Origin of the sequence: Chitinophaga sp. (genome assembly GCF_019236475.1) — a bacterium.
In the GTDB taxonomy this organism is placed as follows: domain Bacteria; phylum Bacteroidota; class Bacteroidia; order Chitinophagales; family Chitinophagaceae; genus Chitinophaga.
The window spans coordinates 1328037-1346779 of record NZ_JAFAIX010000012.1 but is presented as its reverse complement, the minus strand read 5'-3'; the positions used below and the strand labels follow the sequence as shown (position 1 = coordinate 1346779).

The following is an 18743-nucleotide window of genomic DNA, read 5'->3' as shown; positions in this document are numbered from 1 at the left end:
GTTAAACGGAAAGGTATTATGAGAACAATAAAAGGACCTGGTATATTTCTGGCCCAGTTCATGGGCGATACTGCTCCCTTTAACAGTCTGAAAAGTATCTGTGAATGGGCTGCCTCTATTGGTTTTAAAGGGGTACAAATCCCCACTTGGGACACGCGTCTCATCAATCTGCAACAAGCCGCTGAAAGCAAAACATATGCAGATGAAATCAAAGGTATCGTTAACGCCGCAGGACTGGAAATTACAGAGCTGAGTACACATCTGCAAGGACAACTAGTAGCAGTAAATCCTGCTTTCACTGAAATGTTCGATCAGTTTGCACCTGCACAATATCACAATAATCTCGCTGCTCGCACGGAATGGGCCGTTAACCAGTTGAAATACGCTGCCAAAGCCAGTCGTAACTTGGGCTTGGACGCACATGCCACCTTTAGTGGCGCACTCCTCTGGGCGCCGGCTATGTATCCTTGGCCACAACGTCCTGCAGGACTGGTAGAAGCCGGATTCGCAGAACTGGCCAAACGCTGGATGCCTATCCTCAACGCTTTTGAAGAACAAGGGGTAGATGTATGCTACGAAATACATCCGGGCGAAGATCTCCACGATGGCGCCAGCTACGAGCGTTTCCTCGAAGCAGTAGGCAATCATAAAAGAGCTTGTCTCCTCTATGATCCAAGTCACCTGGTATTGCAATGTCTGAACTACTTGGAGTATATCGATGTCTATCACGAAAGAATCAAAGCTTTCCATGTGAAAGACGCGGAATTCAATCCTACTGGCAGATCTGGCGTGTATGGCGGATTCCAGGCATGGATAGATCGCCCGGGACGTTTCCGTTCCCTCGGTGATGGTCAGGTGGATTTCAAATCTATATTCAGCAAATTAACCCAATACGATTACGCCGGATGGGCGGTGATGGAATGGGAATGCTGCATGAAACATCCGGAAGATGGCGCGAAAGAAGGCGCTCCTTTCATTAAAAATCATATCATCCGTGTGACCGACAAGGCATTCGATGATTTCGCAGGCGCCGCCACAGACGACGCTTTCAACAAAAGAATATTGGGAATCTGATAAAATAAGCATCACTAAACAATAAATAACAGAAAATGAAAAAGAGATATCTGGCGCCGTTTGTAATGAGTGCATTATTCTTCGCAGCATGTGGTGGTGGCGACAAAGCCGCTCAGAAAACGAGCAGTGAAACAGAACAAGCTGCGGATAATTCAATGGTATCACCTAATGCCAACAAACCAATGACCAAAGGACAGGAACTGATGGCGCAATCCGACTGTAAAACCTGCCATAAGGAAGAAATGAAACTGGTAGGCCCTGCCTTCAAAGACATCGCTGGCAAATACCCGAACAACGATGAAAATGTGGATAAACTGGCTGATAAAATTATCAAAGGTGGTTCAGGTAACTGGGGCGAAGTAGCGATGCTACCACACACCAGTGTTTCTAAGGATGATGCAAAAGAAATGGTGAAATATATCCTTTCTCTTTCTGCCAAATAATCAACTTTCATCTTACAAAATGCCAGCATGAAAAAAGTAATCCTGGCTGCTGCACTCACCGCATTCATCGGTACAGTTGCATCAGCACAACAACCCAACACCCTCACTGCCAAGGAAAAGAAAGCGGGATGGAAATTGCTGTTTGATGGCAAAACCACTAAGGGATGGCATACGTTTCATAAAGATGCTGCCAGCCCGGCATGGAAAGTAGAAGATGGCGCCCTGGTCCTCGATCAGGCAGCTAAAAAAAATGGTGCTCCCGGTGGAGACCTCGTTACCAACAATGAATATGAAAACTACGAACTATCCATCCAATGGAAAATCTCCGAAGGTGGCAACAGTGGTATCATTTTCAGTGTAAACGAATCTCCGGAGTACAAGGCTACCTACGAAACTGGCCCGGAAATGCAAGTACTGGATGATGACAAACATCCTGATGGCAAAATCATTAAACATAATGCTGGCGATCTGTATGATCTGGTGAAATCTTCTCAGAAGGCTGTTAAACCTGTTGGTGAATGGAATACCGCCCAAATCATCAAGAAAAACGGCCACCTGACACTGAAACTCAATGGCGTTACTACCGTTGAAACAACTATGGGCACACCCGAATGGGACGCCCTCGTTGCTAACAGTAAATTCAAAACCTGGAAAGGATTTGGCAAATATCAAAAAGGCCATATCGCACTCCAGGACCACGGAGACGTAGTGTCTTACCGCGATATTAAAATCCGGCAGTTGTAATCACAATTGCCTTCTTATAAAGGCATAAAGCGAATCCACGCTTTATGCCTTTTCTATTCCAACGATATAACAACCACGTATACACGATGAAAAAAATCACCACGTTCCTCGCGTTTTTATTACTGGCGGCCTCCATTATGGCCAATGCAAAACACAAGTACCGCGTACTCGTGTTCTCCAAGACGAAAGGATTTCGGCACGACTGCATTCCCGTTGCCAAATCAGCTATCATGAAATTGGGCGCTGATAACGGATTTGCGGTAGACACGACCGAAGATGCTTCCGTTTTTACTTACAACAACCTGAAGAAATACGATGCCGTTATCTTCAGTTGTACCACCGGTGATGTACTGGATGATGCCCAGCAGGAGGCCTTCCAGAAATACATTCACAATGGTGGCGGATTTATGGGTATACACGCTGCCACAGACACCGAATATGACTGGCCATGGTATGGCAAACTGGCAGGCGCTTACTTTACCAGTCACCCTAAACAGCAGGTGGCTACCCTAAAAGTGGTGGATAAAACCCACATCTCTACGAAACATCTACCTGATGATTGGATTCGCAAAGATGAATGGTACAATTTCAAGGACATCAATCCTGATATTCATGTGCTGATTAAGATTGATGAATCTACCTACGAAGGCGGTAAAAATGGGGATAACCATCCTATGTGTTGGTACCACTCCTTCGAAGGCGGACGCTCCTTTTATACAGAAATGGGCCATACGAAAGAATCCTACGCCGATCCGCTGTACCTACAGCACTTACTCGGTGGTATTCAGTATACAGCCAACATGAAAGTGAAATAATTCCTATTACCATTTATAATCAACATAATGAAACTTATTAACAGACTGCTCCTGCTGGTAGTACTGGTTACTATCGTTGCCGGCTGTACGAAAAAACGAGAAGGAAAAGCCAAGATCCTGGTTTTTACTAAAACCATGGGATTCCGCCATGCTTCTATTCCTGCGGGTATCGAAGCCTTCACCACCACTATTGCAAAAGACCTGAACATACAGGTAGATACGACAGAAGATGCAACCAAATTCAATGAAGACACCCTTGCACAATACGCGGCGGTGGTTTTCCTGAATACTACCGGCGATGTGCTGGACAATTACCAGGAAGCAGATTTTGAACGTTATATCCAAGCCGGTGGCGGTTTCGTAGGTGTTCATGCTGGCACCGATACGGAATACGATTGGGGTTGGTACAACCATCTTGTAGGTGCGCAATTTGCCAACCATCCGGAAGGCGTGCACGATGCAAAACTGGATGTTAAAACACCTCAGTTCTTCGAGCCGTACAAAATGCCACCATCTTTCTCACACACAGATGAATGGTACAATTTCAAAAAATTAGACACCACTGTAAATGTGCTCATCAAATTAGATGAAACCACTTACAAAGGTGGTGATATGAACAATAATCACCCTATCTGCTGGTATCATGAATATGACGGCGGACGCGCTTTCTACACAGGTATGGGCCATACGCCTGAGTCTTACAAGGAAGAGAATTTTCTCAACCAATTGAGAGCTGGTGTAAAATATGCCATTGGGGATAACTTAGTACTGGATTACAGCAAAGCTACTACGCTGCGCGTACCGGATGAAGACCGATTCACCAAGAATGTATTGGCCGCAGGACAATTTTTTGAACCTACGGAGATGACCATTCTTCCTAACCTCGACATCCTCGTGGCGCAACGCAGGGGTGAACTGATGATGTATAAACAAGCGGACAAAACTATCACACAGGTAGGATTCCTAAATGTTTACTACAAAACAAATGTCCCTAATGTGAATGCAGAAGAAGGTTTCCTCGGACTAGCTGCAGATCCTGATTACAAAAACAATCACTACATCTATATTTTCTATTCACCAGCAGATACTTCTGTGAATCGTTTGTCCAGGTTCAAGTTTGAAAACAACAAACTGGATATGGCGTCTGAAAAGCATATCCTGCAATTCTATTCACAGCGCGATATCTGTTGCCATACAGGCGGTTCTATTGCATTTGGACCAGATAATCTACTGTACCTCTCTACGGGTGATAACACTACTCCATTCGACGAGCCAGGCCAGACATATGCGAGTAAAGGCTATGGTCCGACCGATGATCGTCCGGGACATCTGCAGTACGACGGCAGACGTTCGTCTTCCAATACCAACGACCTCCGTGGTAAAATCCTGCGTATAAAAGTAGAGGCCGATGGCAGTTACACCATTCCGGAAGGAAACCTCTTCCCTAAAGGCACTGCTGGCACTAAACCTGAAATATATGCGATGGGTACCCGTAATCCTTATCGTATTTCTATCGATAAGAAAACTGGTTATCTCTATTGGGGAGAAGTAGGTCCGGATGCCAATGTGGATGACAGTCTCCGCGGTCCACGTGGTTATGATGAAGTGAACCAAGCGAAAAAGCCCGGTTATTACGGTTATCCGCTCTTTATAGCCGATAATAAGCCTTATCGGGAATATGACTATGAAACAGGGAAAAGCGGGGCATTTTACGACCCTAAACACCCTATTAACAATTCTCGTAATAATACCGGGCTGAAAGAACTGCCGCCGGCTGTTCCTGCCTTTATCTGGTATCCGTATGCAAAATCAACAGAGTTCCCGTTGGTAGGCTCTGGTGGCCGTAATGCAGAAGCGGGACCAGTATATCATAGTGAATATTATCCCAAGGAGACACGTTTCCCTGATTACTACAACAATAAACTTTTCATATACGATTGGATGCGTGGCTGGATCATGGCGGTTACCATGGATAAAGATGCTAACTATTCTAAGATGGAGCGCTTTATGCCTCATCTCAAATTAAATGCACCTATCGATATGGAAATGGGCCCTGATGGCCGCATCTATGTACTCGAATATGGTAACGGTTGGTTCAGTAAGAACCCAGATGCCGCTTTAACCCGCATTGATTACAATGGTGGCAATCGCGCGCCTGTGGCTGCATTAGAAGTGGATAAATTAAGCGGTGGCTTACCATTCACCGTGAAGCTTTCTGCGAAAGGTAGTCGTGATCCGGATGGAGATAAACTGTCTTACCTCTGGTATTTCGGCAATGGCGAGAAAAAAGAAACCAAAGAACCAGTAGTGGATTATAAATTCACGAGTCCAGGTGAATACAGTATATCCGTTGACGTTATAGACGAACATGGTGCTAAAACACGTAGTATCCAAATTCCTGTATACGCGGGCAATGAAGCACCTGTAGTAAATATCAACATCAAAGGGAACCAGATGTTCTATTTCCCTAACAAGCAGGTAAATTATGCGGTAGACGTACGCGACCATGAAGATGGTAATTCCGCAGATGGCAAACTCGATCTCAGTAATCTGTATGTAAAAGCAGATTATGTACAAGGTCGCGATAAAGCGGCGGCGCCACAAGGCCACCAGATTATCACTGGTGCTATCGCAGGAAAAAATATCATGGAAATATCTGATTGTAAAACTTGTCATAAACTGGATGAGAAGTCTATCGGACCATCCTTTAAACAAGTAGCAGAGAAGTATAAAACCGATCCTGCTGCACCAGATAAGCTAGCACAAAAAATCATCAATGGCGGTGGTGGCGTATGGGGAGAAACCGCTATGGCGGCCCACCCAACCCTCTCTATGACAGAAGCGCGTCAACTGGTGGAATATATCTATTCTATCGGAGGGGCTACCAACAGAGAACCGTCGCTGGCTGCTAATGGCAACATCAATCCTATCCTGAAAGGACAGATCAAAGATGATGGGGTATTTTATCTCACCGCTAGCTATACAGACAAAGGTGGCGCTGGCATCAAACCTATGACAGGTACGGCTGCTGTTTCCTTATACAATCCTCGTATTCCTGCGGCAGGCTACAGCAAAGCAGACGGCGTTTCTGCCTTCGAAATGAATGGTATGAAATTCCTGATCCCTGGCGTAACGCCTAGTTCCGTAGAATACGCAGGACTGGACCTGACAGACGTAACTGCCATCGACCTAAATTATATGGTCAATAAAGCAGTGCAAGCTGGCTTCCAGGTAGAAGCCTCTCTGGATGGTAATCCACTAGGTTCTACTATTATCGGACCTGGAGCACAGGAGAAAGTTCCAGCTAATAGCAGTATAAAAATTACCCCTATCACAGACGGTAAAAAACATACGCTGACGCTGCACTTCAAACCTACTGATACGAAAGAGCAAGTGCCATTGGGTATTACTTCCATTACACTTCGTTCTTAAAATATGACAGCTAATAAGAGCTGTACCAAAAGGTAAATGAAAGCGGAAATCCCTGCCTGTCGCCCCTGCCGCTGGGCAGGGGCGACAAAAAAATAAAGAAATGAAGTGACGTCACTTCATTTCTTTATTTTTTTGGATACAGCCTTTTGTAATAGAAAATTAGCCTCTTGGTATACTACACCAAAAGAATCAGATTCTTTTTGATGTAGATTTTCTAATCTTAACTTTTAATTAATATATTAGCTCTACTTTCGCATGGATTTTCATTTTCTATCAATATTTTATCGGGGGTCTTGGTTAGTATAGATGATATAATACAGGGGAGCGAGGTTGCTTTTTCATTGGCTTTTGACGAGTTCCAATGTAAGCTCTATGGGTATTTCCTGAAAAAAACCAAGTCGGAAGAAATGTCAAAAGAATTGGTACAATTGACATTTATTAAGTTATGGCGCTTCAGACATACGCTATCATCAGAATTGTCAGTGGACATCCAAATTTTTAGAATTGCTGCTTCCTGTTTGATCGATTTCCTTCGCCAACAAAACACCCTAAAAATAAAAGAGACGACCCCTTTAAAGCATATAGACACATTTCCCGAGCTATTAGTAGAGGATTCCAGCAAGTCACTTGAAAACGCCGATTACATCCATTCTGTAATGCGGACACTTTCCCCAGTCCGACAAAAAGTATTCGTTTTGAGACATATTTATGGGTACTCCTATAAAGAAATAGCAACAGAACTCTCCATATCCGTAAAAACCGTCGAAGACCATATTAGCAAGGCGCAGAAGCATATCGTTTCAATTGCCAAGTAGTACCTATTCGTTAAAAATTGTTTTTCTCCTGCCACCTTTTTTCCTGTAATAATATACCATCCCTAAATAAACCCGCTACCACAGTCCATTATAGCGCCCCGAAAGTTTCTATGTTAGGGAATTATTAACAGCAGGGGATTTTATCTTCCACTATCGTATTAATATTAAAGCGATTCATTTTTTCATGCCAATAGATCCGGAATTATTACAACGATTTTTTGAAAACAAATGTGAGCCCGAAGAATGGGAATACGTTATGGAATATCTTGCTCAGCATCCTGAGGCCATGGAAGAATTATTTCCGGTGGAGGAATGGAATGAGCAGATAAATGTTCCCTTATTGGGAGCTGATGATATCGCAGCATTAAAACAAAATATCAGGGACGAGGTATTCCCAATAGCTACTGAAACGCACAGGCAAAGGGTCTTTACACTAAAAACATGGGGAAAAGTGGCTGCCGCCATCGTCCTTTTTGCAGTCGGCACCTGGTGGTTGAGATATGAATTATCACACCATCAGCATGAAAATAAAGTGATAGCTGCTGTTGAAGTCTCAACTGGAGCTACATCAAAGGATTCTTTGACCTGGACAATTCAGACTAACCATACCAATAAATCAGTATCCTACAAACTTTCAGATGGCTCCACTATTCGCCTGGAACCTCACGCATCATTCAGGTACCGTTCTGATTATGGTCAGCAGCACAGGGATATTTATGCAGAAGGGGTGGCTTTTTTCGAGGTTGCCAAAGATCATCACCATCCTTTTACCGTTTATGCCGGATCACTGCAAACCACTGCGCTGGGTACCAGCTTCAGGGTGGCAGCCACTTCTAGGAAAGTGGAAGTTAAACTCATAACAGGTAAGGTGGTTGTAAAATCAACTGGGGATATCAGAGGATGGAAAAAGGATGTCTTTTTGAGTCCTGGAGACATCGTTAGTTATGATAGTTATCTCGCCGTAGCGAGCGTAAATCGCGTAAAACCTGCAACTGATAAACCTACCGAGGTCATTGCCAATGCCAATATGGACGCATCCGAGGTAGTATTTACCAATACGCCAATACACGAAGTAATAGAAAAACTATCTGCTATACATCATCATAAAGTCATCTATGATGCGAGCGATATTGCAGGAAAAAATTTCACAGGAACAATCTCTAATTCAGATTCATTAATAGTGGTGCTCCGAGTCATTTGCACCATGAACAAACTGGAGGTAAAAGAAGAAGGGGACAATTATACCGTATCTAAAGCCATTCCATAAATAAGCCATTTAATAGTTATGTAAACGCCTTAAGACTTTGCACTTAAGGCGTAACGGGAGTGTATTACCTAAAATTGAACATAAATGAAGCACATTTTTATCAGAACAATGAAAATGATCTTGTGCCTAGCGTTGATGATGCCTGCGCATCGACTATTTGCACAGCAAGCCACCACGGAGATAACAGGAACTGTTGTCAATGAAAAAAAAGAAGTTGTATCGGATGTAACTGTCAGGATAGAACAGAATGGAACCTTTTTAAATACCACGACAAATACAGCAGGCGTATTTGTAATGCATGGATTAAAGCCAGGAGTAGCATATAATCTAACGTTTTCCCACGTTGGATATGCGCCGAAATTAGTTGCAGGGTTTATTGCAAAACCTAATGAGAAAAATTCCATCCTTATACAAATGAGCCAGATCGCAAAAAGTTTGGATGAAATGGTTATTGTAGGATACAGTTCTCAAAAAAAGGTGGACCTCACAGGCGCTGTAACCCAGGTCAGTGGTGAAGTATTGGCTGATAGACCGATGCCCAATGTCGCAAGAGGGCTTCAGGGTGTAATCCCCAATCTGAACATTACGATTACAGATGGTAAGCCTATCCGATCTCCATCGTTCAATGTGAGAGGTATTACTTCCATTAATGGCGGATCTGCATTGGTCTTGATAGATGGTGTTTCAGGAGATCCTTCTTTATTAAACCCCAACGATATCGAATCTATCTCAGTACTGAAAGACGCTGCTTCTGCAGCTATTTACGGTGCAAGGGGCTCTTTTGGCGTGGTATTAATCACTACCAAAAATCCGAAGAAAGGTAAGGTGCAGGTTAACTTTAATTCCAGTTATACCGTCAATCAAAAAACCATCGATCCAAAATTGGTGACAGATGGTTATCAATGGGCACAAGCTTTTGCGAATGCCTATGGCGGCTGGTATGATTATAAATCGTCCCCTACCACTATCAACGGCGTTTTACCTTTCCCTAACTACTACCTGGACTCCTTAAAAGCTCGATCCTTAGATCCATCCCTGCCGAAAGTAGGTATAGACCCAGCTACTGGCAAATACATCTATTATGGTAGCACAGATTGGTACCATGAGTTGTATAAAAACAATGGATATGGTTTAGACAATGCCATCTCCATTACAGGAAGCGGTCAAAATTCCAGTTTCCTGATTTCTGGAAGGGCTTATAGCCAGGGAGGAATATTCCGGTACAATACCGATAATTTCGACAAATATAATTTAAGGGTGAAAGGCGATATCAATATCAGACCATGGCTTACCCTTAGCGATAACCTTGATTTCAATAGCTACAAGTATACATACCCGGTTCCCAACAATGGCGTACCTGTATGGAGAATGATGGATTTGTCGGCTTTCCCTGTAGGGGTGATGTATAACCCTGACGGAACGCTTACACCTTCATCTTATCAAACCGTTGGGGATTTATCCACTGGTAATAACGCCACCGTCACCAAACAATTTTATCTCCGAAATACGGCTTCTTTCAAAGCCGATATCATTAAGAATCTCTTAAATCTGAAGGGAGATTTTACCTATGCATACACGAATAACACCGTTGATGGAAAGTATTACCCTGTATCTTACAGTCCTGCTCCTGGCGTTTATAGCGCTTCTACAAACAGCAGCTTAAATAAGACGACTGGCGTTACCAAATATTATGCAGCCAACCTTTATGCGGAAGCCAAAAAACGATTTGGCAGTCATAATGTTAAACTGCTCGGTGGTGTGAATATAGAAGATAGTAGGTACGAGACTAATTTTGTACAGCGGGATGGCGTACTTGACCCATCACTGCCTGATTTCAGCTTACTGAATGGCCAAAACTATCAGGTTTCCGGAGGTGGTAACGAGTGGGCTGTTGCCGGGTTTTTCTTTAGAGGCAACTATGACTACAAAGACAAATACCTGCTGGAAGTAAATGGTAGATATGATGGTAGCTCCAGATTCCCTGGCTATTCTCAATTTGGCTTCTTCCCCTCCCTGTCACTGGGATGGATTCTTTCAAGAGAATCATTTATGAACTTCACCAGCAACTGGCTGGATAATTTGAAATTGAGAGCGTCTGTAGGTAGTTTGGGTAATGGTCAGATTCCTCCGTATAAGTTCATTCAAACGATGGGTGTTTCTCAGGCAAATAATGTGGTGCTCAATGGAGCTTACCCAACTTATACCAGGATGCCAAGTGTACTCCCAACGGGACTTACATGGGAAACATCCACCACCTATGATGCAGGTATCGACATCAGCGTATTGAGAGACAGATTAAGCGCCTCCTTCGATTATTACAGAAGAAATACCACTGGCATGTTTACCCCAAGCCAACCGCTTCCTGGCGTATTTGGCGCTGGTGTTCCCAATGGTAACTTCTCCGATCTGAAAACATTGGGATGGGAACTTTCCCTAAATTGGAAGGATAATATCAATGATGACCTGGGCTATAGTGTTGGTGTAGTGCTTTCTGACTATAAGGCCTATATCACCAGATACAATAACCCTAATGGCCTGATCCCTTATGGTAATAATAGCAATGTTTTCTATAAAGGACAGCGATATGGAGAAATATGGGGATTTGCAGTGGATGGTTTGTTTACACAGGCGCAGCTCGACAAAGCCCATCCTGATCAAAGCTATTTTATCGTATCCAACGCCAATACCCTGATGCCCGGCGATCTTAAATTCAAAGACCTCAATGGAGATAATGCTATTAACATTGGGCAGGGTACATTAGCCGATCATGGCGACCTTAAAGTAATTGGTAATTCCCTTCCTCGTTATGCATACGGCATTAACCTGGGCATGAACTATAAAGGCTTTGCATTCAATGCTTTTATCCAGGGTATTGGACATAGAGATTGGTGGCCAGGAGCGGATGAAGGTAACTTCTGGGGACAATACAACAGAACATATAACCAAGTGCCTGCGTATATGATGAAAAATGTATGGTCGCCGGAAAATCCAAATGCTTATTTCCCTCGTTACCGCGGATATGTTGCCCAATTGGGAACAAGAGAGTTAACTCCGCCAGATGACCGCTACATGCAGAATGCAGCATACATGCGCTTAAAGAACCTGAACATTAGTTGGACCTTACCTAAGAAATGGTTAACCAGGGCAAGCATAACAAATGCCCGGATTTATATTTCAGGTCAGAATTTATTCACACTTACTCCTTTGCACAAATACGCGGCCAACATCGATCCAGAAGTAATTGACGGATCTGATCCAGAACTGTCATCTGGCTATGGTAACGGTTATTCCTACCCTATGCTGAAATCATACTCAATAGGTTTGAATATTACACTTTAGCATTTTTATTCAGAGAAATATCATGAAAAAAATAATCTTTATACTCAGCACAGCGATAGCCTTGCAAGGATGCCAAAAGTTCTTGGACAAGCACCCATTTGCAAGCCTGACTCCTGATAAAACTTTTCAGAATGCCAGTGACATGGCTCTCTACGTAAATTCATTCTATGTAGACCAGACACCATCGGCCATGACCATTGCTACAACAGACAATCTTTCTGATAATATCTCAGGTGCTACCGTTCCTACACTCATGCAATCCTCCACGAATGCCAACAATGTGAGCGGATGGTCTTGGGGAACTTTGAGGAATATCAATTATTTCCTTGATAATTGTAATAACAGCACTGCTATTCCAGCTAGTACCCGTAATGGATTTGCCGCAGTGGCCAAATACTTCCGCGCCTGGTTTTATTTTGGCATGGTAAAACAATATGGAGACGTACCTTGGTACAGCCATGCTTTAAGTCCAACCGACCCTGCATTGTATAAGCCAAGAGACCCAAGGACTTTGGTGATGGATTCTATTGTAGCGGATCTTGATTTCGCCATCGCCAATTTACCTGTTGCAAAAGACAACAGTAGTTCCACCATCACCAAATGGGTAGCGCTGGCATTCAAATCCAGGGTATGCTTGTTTGAAGGTACTTTTCGCAAGTACCATACGGAACTAAACCTTACCGCATCTGCAACCGATTTTCTTCAGAAATCAGCCGATGCTGCGTCACAAGTCATGAGTTCAGGATATTACAAATTGCATAACACCGGCAAACCACTGGCAGATTACCGGGCATTGTTCACTACAGAAACCCCTTGGTCTGATGAAATGCTGCTTGCTTCGGTATATAGTAATGCCTTAAAACAATGGAGTTCCCTCAACTACTATTTTACGAGTCCTACCTTCGGTAATAGAGTGAGCCTCAACAAACAGTTTGTGGATACCTATCTTAAACTGGACGGCTCTCGCTTTACAGATCAGCCAAATTTCGATACCATTAATTTTGTAAATGAAATGCAAGCGAGAGACCCGCGTCTCCAACAAACAATACGGTGTAATGGCTATAAACGTTTGGATGGTTCACCAGCACCACCCGACTATTCCGGCACATTTACAGGATACCAGGTGATGAAATATACCCTGGACGATAAAAGCCTGGACAATAAATCTCAGAATAACAATTCTATCCCCATTATCCGATATGCAGAAGTACTGCTGAACTATGCGGAAGCGAAAGCGGAACTGGGCCAATTTACCAACGCCGATTGGACAAATACAATTGCTTTGTTAAGAGCAAGAGCTGGAATTACTAATATTTCTTACCCAGCTACCGCAGACACGTATCTGGCTACTACCTACTTCCCTAATATTTCCGACCCTGCACTACTGGAAATCAGAAGGGAAAGAGGTATCGAATTTGCTTGTGAAGGCTACCGCTTTGACGACATCAGACGCTGGAAAGCAGGGTATTTAATGAGCATGCCTTATCTCGGTGTCTATGTTCCAGCGATGAACACTTCTTATGCGATGAATGGAGACGGTGTACTCAATGTATCCTTTGTAAGCGCCGTGCCTTCCAATCCTGTAAAAGGAGTATTTTATTACGTTATCGCAGGAAATTCAGTAATGTTAACAAACGGTACTTATGGCAACATCCACTGGTTAGCTAACTACGATGTATCCAGGGCATGGCAGGATAAATTCTATTATTATCCCATTCCAACCAGTGAATTGGTGTTAAATCCAAAATTAACACAAAGTCCTGGCTGGTAAGATTATGCTGGGGCTTACAGCAAAGCCATTTCAGTACAAACGCCATACTTGCGGTTCCGCCCTTCGGGCGGAACCGCTTTATTGAGCAGCAGATTTGTAGTCAGCCTACAATCTTCTTGATCCGGGAGTATAATTTCTTTAATTATTAGTACAATGTTGTAGAATGAAATATTTAGTTCTCTTCCTTTCATTACTGGGTACCAACATATGTTCTGCCCAATCCGTCCAGGATAGCACTGCAAAAAGAATATTGTTGCCTAATGGCTGGTCAATTACACCTATTGGCGAAAGTCTTCCACTCGGAGATCTACCATTAAATATTGCCATATCAAAAGACCAAAAAAGAATGGCTGTTACCAATAATGGAGAAGGACGCCAATCGCTACAATTAATTGATCCAGAAAAATTTGAAGTATTAGATGATATCACGATACCAAAGTCATGGTACGGCCTCAAATTTAGTAACAATGGGAAATCACTGTATGCCTCCGCAGGAAATGACAATGCGATCCTTCAATATCAAATTAAAAATGATAAACTTATCCTTTCAGACACATGCTATCTGAGCAATAATAAAAAAGAAAATATTTCACCTGCTGGGTTTGATATAGACGAGAAAACCAACCATTTGTATGTAGTAACAAAGGAAGACAACAGTCTGTATATACTGAACATCCACACAAAAGAAGTGGAAAAAAAGGTTTCTCTACTCTCCGAAGCATACACCTGTCTATTATCAAAAGACAAACATTATCTATTTATCAGCCTTTGGGGAGCAAAAAAAATTGCGCTGTATAATCTGCTGGAAAATAAAATCGATACTACGATTGAAGTGGGGGATCATCCCAATGATTTATTATTGTCCCAAAATGGAAAATGGTTATATGTGGCGAATGCCAACGACAATTCCGTATCCGTCATTGACACCAAAAATAAATCCATAGTCGAAACCCTCAATGCCGCGCTATACCCCAATGCGCCAAGCGGTTCCACGACAAACGCATTAGCACTGAGTAAAAACCAAAAGACACTATATATCGCAAATGCCGACAATAATTGCCTGGCGGTATTTGATGTGAGCCAACCAGGCAAAAGTGTATCAAAAGGTTTCATTCCAACTGGATGGTACCCCACAAGTATAAAAGTAATCGGAGAAAACATTTATGTCAGTAATGGCAAAGGATTTAATTCCATGCCTAATAGGAATGGACCCAATCCACTGGCCAGGAAACAAACAGTAACAAGCCATAAAAGCGGAGTAGATAAATCCATACCAGCACGACACATAGGGACACTTTTTACAGGCACGCTCAGTAAAATAAAAGTACCTTCTTCCCCTCAATTAGCCCTTCTATCTAAAATAGTATATAGTAATACCCCTTACAGTAAAGAAAAAGAAATGAACGCCCCAGGACAGGAAGGAAACCCTGTTCCAGTAAAAGTAGGAAACCCATCACCCATTAAATATGTGTTTTACATCATCAAAGAAAACAGAACATTTGACCAGGTATTGAGCGATGTTCCTGGCGCAGAGGGAGATACCAGCTTATTGTTGTTCGGTGAACAATATACGCCCAATCAACATGCGCTGGTAAAGGATTTCGTATTGCTGGATAACTTTTACTGCGATGCAGAAGTAAGCGCCGACGGACATGATTGGAGTTTAGGCGCTTATGCAACAGACTACCTAGAAAAAACTTGGCCCACCAGTTACGGGGGAAGAGGCGGCTCTTATGATGGGGAAGGTTTTCGCCCAATTGCCAATAATAAGGGTGGCTTTATCTGGGATAATTGTAAACGAAATAACGTCAGCTACAGAAGCTATGGTGAATTTGCAGGAGTAAATAAACCTAATATAGATATCTTGAAAGATCATATCTGCCCCAATTACGACTGGTCTTTAAACGTGAAAGATACCAGCAAATTCAGGCTTTGGCAGAAAGATTTCGATTCATTAATAGCACATCATGCGCTTACTGCTTTAAATACCATCCGATTTGGGAACGATCACACGGAAGGAATGCAAATAGGAAGACCCACTCCCTATGCACATATTGCAGATAATGACCTGGCGGTAGGGTTATTTGTAGAACATCTAAGCAAAAGCCCCGTTTGGAATGAATCAGTTGTTATCATTGTAGAAGATGATGCACAAAACGGATCGGATCATATTGATGCACATAGAAGTACCATGTACCTCGCCGGCCCCTATATTAAACGAGGTACGATTGATCATACCATGTATTCTTCCTCTTCTGTTTTAAGGACTATTGAACTGATACTGGGTTTGCCTCCTATGACGCAATATGACGCAGCAGCCACTCCTTTATGGAGATCATTCACGAGTACTCCCGATTTCACACCATTCCATCATCTGCCTTCAAATGTAAATCTGGATGAGAAAAATATTAAGATAACACCAGCAGCCATTCAAAGCGCCGCCTTTAACTTCTCCAAAGAAGACGATATTTCAGACCGTTTGTTTAATGAAGTATTATGGCAAGGACTCAAAGGAAAACCTGCGCCACCAAGCGTTCACGCAGCCTTCATTATAGCCGACAACAAAAAAAAGGATAACGATTAACTGTAACCCTTAAAATACCTCCTACTTAATAAAGAAATGGCGTATCAAATTTGATACGCCATTTCTTTATTATTGGGTGATCTAAGGGATGTTTTATTTCGTATAGTCTTTCGGTTTAGCTCCCATTACAAAAGTAATTATCCCTCCATTCATAATATCCGAATGGCCAATGGCAAGCTGTTTCCAAGGTTTGCCGTTCAGTAATACCTGTTGTACATACACATTTTTATCCGACTGGTTTTTCACATCTACTACAAATGTTTTTCCATTCTCCAGTTGTAAGGTAGCCTTATCCACAGCAGGACTTCCCAGCTCATACTGATCAGAACCCGGACACATAGGATAAAAACCGAGCGAGGAGAAAATATACCAGGCGCTCATCTGTCCGCAGTCGTCATTACCACCGAGGCCATCAGGGCCAGGGTGGTACATCTTCCGTAAAATCATTCTTACTCTATCCTGGGTTTTCCACGGCTGTCCAGTATGATTATACAAGTATACCACATGATGCGAAGGCTCATTGCCATGTACGTAGTTACCAATAATACCATCACGGGTTATATCCTCTGTTTCTGCGAAATATTTATCTGGTAATTCCATGGTAAAGAGGGAATCCAAATGTTGCGCGAATTGTTTTTTTCCACCCATCATCTCAATCATATCTGCCGGATATTGTGGCACATACAAACTATAATTCCAGGCATTCCCTTCAATAAAGCCCTGGTCGTGCGTTTGCAGCGGATCAAAGTTTTGCTTGAAGCTACCATCGCTTAATCGCGGACGCATAAACCCGGTACTACGATCATATACATTTTTATAGTTGAGCGAGCGTTTGATGAATTCGTCATAGATCTCCTGACGGCCTAATTTCTTTGCTACCTGGGCAATACACCAGTCGTCATAGGCGTATTCCAATACTTTAGAAACAGATGAACCTTCTTTATCCTCTGGGATAAAACCTTTGTCTATATAGTAACCCAAACCATCATAAGTACGATGGCGTGCAGTGGTTACACAGGCATCCAGGGCTTTATGGGTATCAAAGGGTGCATTGCCTTTCATAATAGCATCTGCAATTACGGAAACGCTGTGGTAGCCAATCATACACCAGTTTTCATTGGCATAGTGCGACCACACTGGCAGCATATGCTGCGCACTCTGCTCATAATGCGCCATCATAGAGCGAATCATATCCGCATTCCTGGAAGGCTGAATAACGTTGAAGAAAGGGTGTAACGCACGATAGGTATCCCAGAGAGAGAAGGTTGTATAATTCGTATAACCATTTGTGTTATAAGTATTCATATCCAGTCCACGATAAGCGCCGTCTACATCCATATAAGTAGTTGGATTGATAAAAGCGTGGTACATGGCGGTATAGAAATTCTCTTTCTCTTCTCTACTAGCAGATTCAATGTGAATTTTATTTAGCTCCTTCGCCCATAATTGCTGTGCATCTCGTTTCACCTGATCAAAATCCCATCCAGGTATTTCTGCCTGCAAGTTTTTAAGAGCTCCTGTAGTGCTTACGGGAGACAAGGCCATTTTGATTTTAATCTTTTCTCCAGGGGTGGTTTGGAAGTCGAAATAAGCACGTATCTGCTTACCAGCCATTTCCGGAAAATCATGGAATTGGTCAAACTTTCGCCAGAAGCCTCTATACACATCTTTGGCATAATTGCGATGGCCATAATGCTGAATAGGCTTGGAAAATACCATAGCGAAATACTCTATTCGCGTACGTGCCCAACCGTTAGTTTGTCTAAAACCTGTTACCAGCGTATCGTTCTCTACACGGATATACGTCCAGACATTTTTATTTTCATAATTGTAAATGTTAGACATCATATCCAAGATGATATGTGCTGTCCCGTTTTCAGAGAAAGTATATTGATGAAATCCAACCCGGTTGCTGGTTGTCATCTCAGCGGTAATGTTATGGTCTTCCAGTTTTACTTTATAATAACCTGGTTCAGACACTTCCGTATTATGATTAAATACAGAGCGGTAGCCCGTTTCTGGATGGTCTGCTGTACCAGGATTTAATTGTAGCTCGCCAGTGGTAGGCATGATAAGGAAATCCCCCAGATCAGAATGCCCAGTGCCACTAAAGTGAGTATGACTGAAGCCAACTATAGTTTTGTCTTCATACTGATATTCAGCACAATACTTATACACATCTGGGTTATACTTTCCATTCATTTCATATGGAATCGTGTCTGTTTCCGGGCTTAACTGTACAGCGCCGAAGGGAACGGTAGCGCCGGGGTAGGTATGTCCCATGCGCATAGTGCCCGTAATGGGCTTTACATATTGCAGTACATTTTCCTGGGCAGTGGCCACGCCAGTAATAGCCAGCAGTAGTGGCAGTAATACTTTCTTCATGGTTGATAATTAAGGTTATTCTAAAAAGTACATCCCGAAGAATCGGGATGAAATAGTTACAGTGAACAATGAAA

Annotated in this window: 11 protein-coding genes; 10 read left to right on the top strand and 1 reads right to left on the bottom strand. The window is 42.8% G+C overall.

The window, feature by feature from the left end:
- Positions 1 to 18 precede the first annotated feature (18 nt).
- The 10 genes from JO154_RS21745 to JO154_RS21700 all read left to right on the top strand — a co-directional run bounded on the left by JO154_RS21745 (position 19) and on the right by JO154_RS21700 (position 16284).
- A complete protein-coding gene (locus JO154_RS21745) occupies positions 19 to 1074 on the top strand; it encodes a sugar phosphate isomerase/epimerase (RefSeq protein ID WP_291949490.1) in 1056 nt (351 codons plus the stop codon).
- 35 nt (positions 1075 to 1109) lie between these two features.
- Positions 1110 to 1517 carry a c-type cytochrome gene (locus JO154_RS21740; RefSeq protein ID WP_291949487.1) on the top strand — a complete coding sequence of 136 codons (408 nt, stop codon included), beginning with the start codon at positions 1110 to 1112 and terminating at the stop codon, positions 1515 to 1517.
- A 27-nt stretch (positions 1518 to 1544) separates the two neighbouring features.
- Positions 1545 to 2261, top strand: coding sequence for a DUF1080 domain-containing protein (locus JO154_RS21735; protein ID WP_291949484.1), 717 nt, complete (start codon positions 1545 to 1547; stop codon positions 2259 to 2261).
- 44 nt (positions 2262 to 2305) lie between these two features.
- Positions 2306 to 3076: a ThuA domain-containing protein gene (locus tag JO154_RS21730; RefSeq protein WP_291949481.1), complete on the top strand. Its 771-nt coding sequence runs from the start codon at positions 2306 to 2308 to the stop codon at positions 3074 to 3076.
- 27 nt (positions 3077 to 3103) lie between these two features.
- Positions 3104 to 6508: a ThuA domain-containing protein gene (locus tag JO154_RS21725; RefSeq protein WP_291949479.1), complete on the top strand. Its 3405-nt coding sequence runs from the start codon at positions 3104 to 3106 to the stop codon at positions 6506 to 6508.
- Between the two features lie 293 nt (positions 6509 to 6801).
- A complete protein-coding gene (locus tag JO154_RS21720; RefSeq protein ID WP_291949476.1) occupies positions 6802 to 7323 on the top strand; it encodes a sigma-70 family RNA polymerase sigma factor in 522 nt (173 codons plus the stop codon).
- A 256-nt stretch (positions 7324 to 7579) separates the two neighbouring features.
- Complete coding sequence (locus tag JO154_RS21715) at positions 7580 to 8590, top strand: FecR family protein (RefSeq protein ID WP_291949473.1); 1011 nt, start codon at positions 7580 to 7582, stop codon at positions 8588 to 8590.
- A gap of 84 nt (positions 8591 to 8674) precedes the next feature.
- Positions 8675 to 11929, top strand: a complete 3255-nt coding sequence (locus tag JO154_RS21710) for a TonB-dependent receptor (RefSeq protein WP_291949470.1) — start codon at positions 8675 to 8677, stop codon at positions 11927 to 11929.
- A gap of 22 nt (positions 11930 to 11951) precedes the next feature.
- A complete protein-coding gene (locus tag JO154_RS21705; protein WP_291949468.1) occupies positions 11952 to 13700 on the top strand; it encodes a RagB/SusD family nutrient uptake outer membrane protein in 1749 nt (582 codons plus the stop codon).
- A 163-nt stretch (positions 13701 to 13863) separates the two neighbouring features.
- Positions 13864 to 16284, top strand: coding sequence for a bifunctional YncE family protein/alkaline phosphatase family protein (locus JO154_RS21700; protein ID WP_291949465.1), 2421 nt, complete (start codon positions 13864 to 13866; stop codon positions 16282 to 16284).
- 93 nt (positions 16285 to 16377) lie between these two features.
- On the opposite strand, the gene JO154_RS21695 is transcribed toward JO154_RS21700, so the two are convergent.
- On the bottom strand, positions 16378 to 18669 hold the full coding sequence (locus JO154_RS21695; protein WP_291949462.1) for a GH92 family glycosyl hydrolase: 2292 nt from the start codon (positions 18667 to 18669) through the stop codon (positions 16378 to 16380).
- Positions 18670 to 18743 lie beyond the last annotated feature (74 nt).

What these genes read in the sequence shown, in the direction of transcription:
- JO154_RS21700 (WP_291949465.1), top strand. Translation starts at nt 13,864, where the DNA reads ATGAAATATTTAGTTCTCTTCCTTTCATTACTGGGTACCAACATATGT.
- JO154_RS21715 (WP_291949473.1), top strand. Translation starts at nt 7,580, where the DNA reads ATGGAATATCTTGCTCAGCATCCTGAGGCCATGGAAGAATTATTTCCG.
- JO154_RS21695 (WP_291949462.1), bottom strand. Translation starts at nt 18,669, where the DNA reads ATGAAGAAAGTATTACTGCCACTACTGCTGGCTATTACTGGCGTGGCC.
- JO154_RS21710 (WP_291949470.1), top strand. Translation starts at nt 8,675, where the DNA reads ATGAAGCACATTTTTATCAGAACAATGAAAATGATCTTGTGCCTAGCG.
- JO154_RS21745 (WP_291949490.1), top strand. Translation starts at nt 19, where the DNA reads ATGAGAACAATAAAAGGACCTGGTATATTTCTGGCCCAGTTCATGGGC.
- JO154_RS21740 (WP_291949487.1), top strand. Translation starts at nt 1,110, where the DNA reads ATGAAAAAGAGATATCTGGCGCCGTTTGTAATGAGTGCATTATTCTTC.
- JO154_RS21705 (WP_291949468.1), top strand. Translation starts at nt 11,952, where the DNA reads ATGAAAAAAATAATCTTTATACTCAGCACAGCGATAGCCTTGCAAGGA.
- JO154_RS21725 (WP_291949479.1), top strand. Translation starts at nt 3,104, where the DNA reads ATGAAACTTATTAACAGACTGCTCCTGCTGGTAGTACTGGTTACTATC.
- JO154_RS21735 (WP_291949484.1), top strand. Translation starts at nt 1,545, where the DNA reads ATGAAAAAAGTAATCCTGGCTGCTGCACTCACCGCATTCATCGGTACA.
- JO154_RS21730 (WP_291949481.1), top strand. Translation starts at nt 2,306, where the DNA reads ATGCCTTTTCTATTCCAACGATATAACAACCACGTATACACGATGAAA.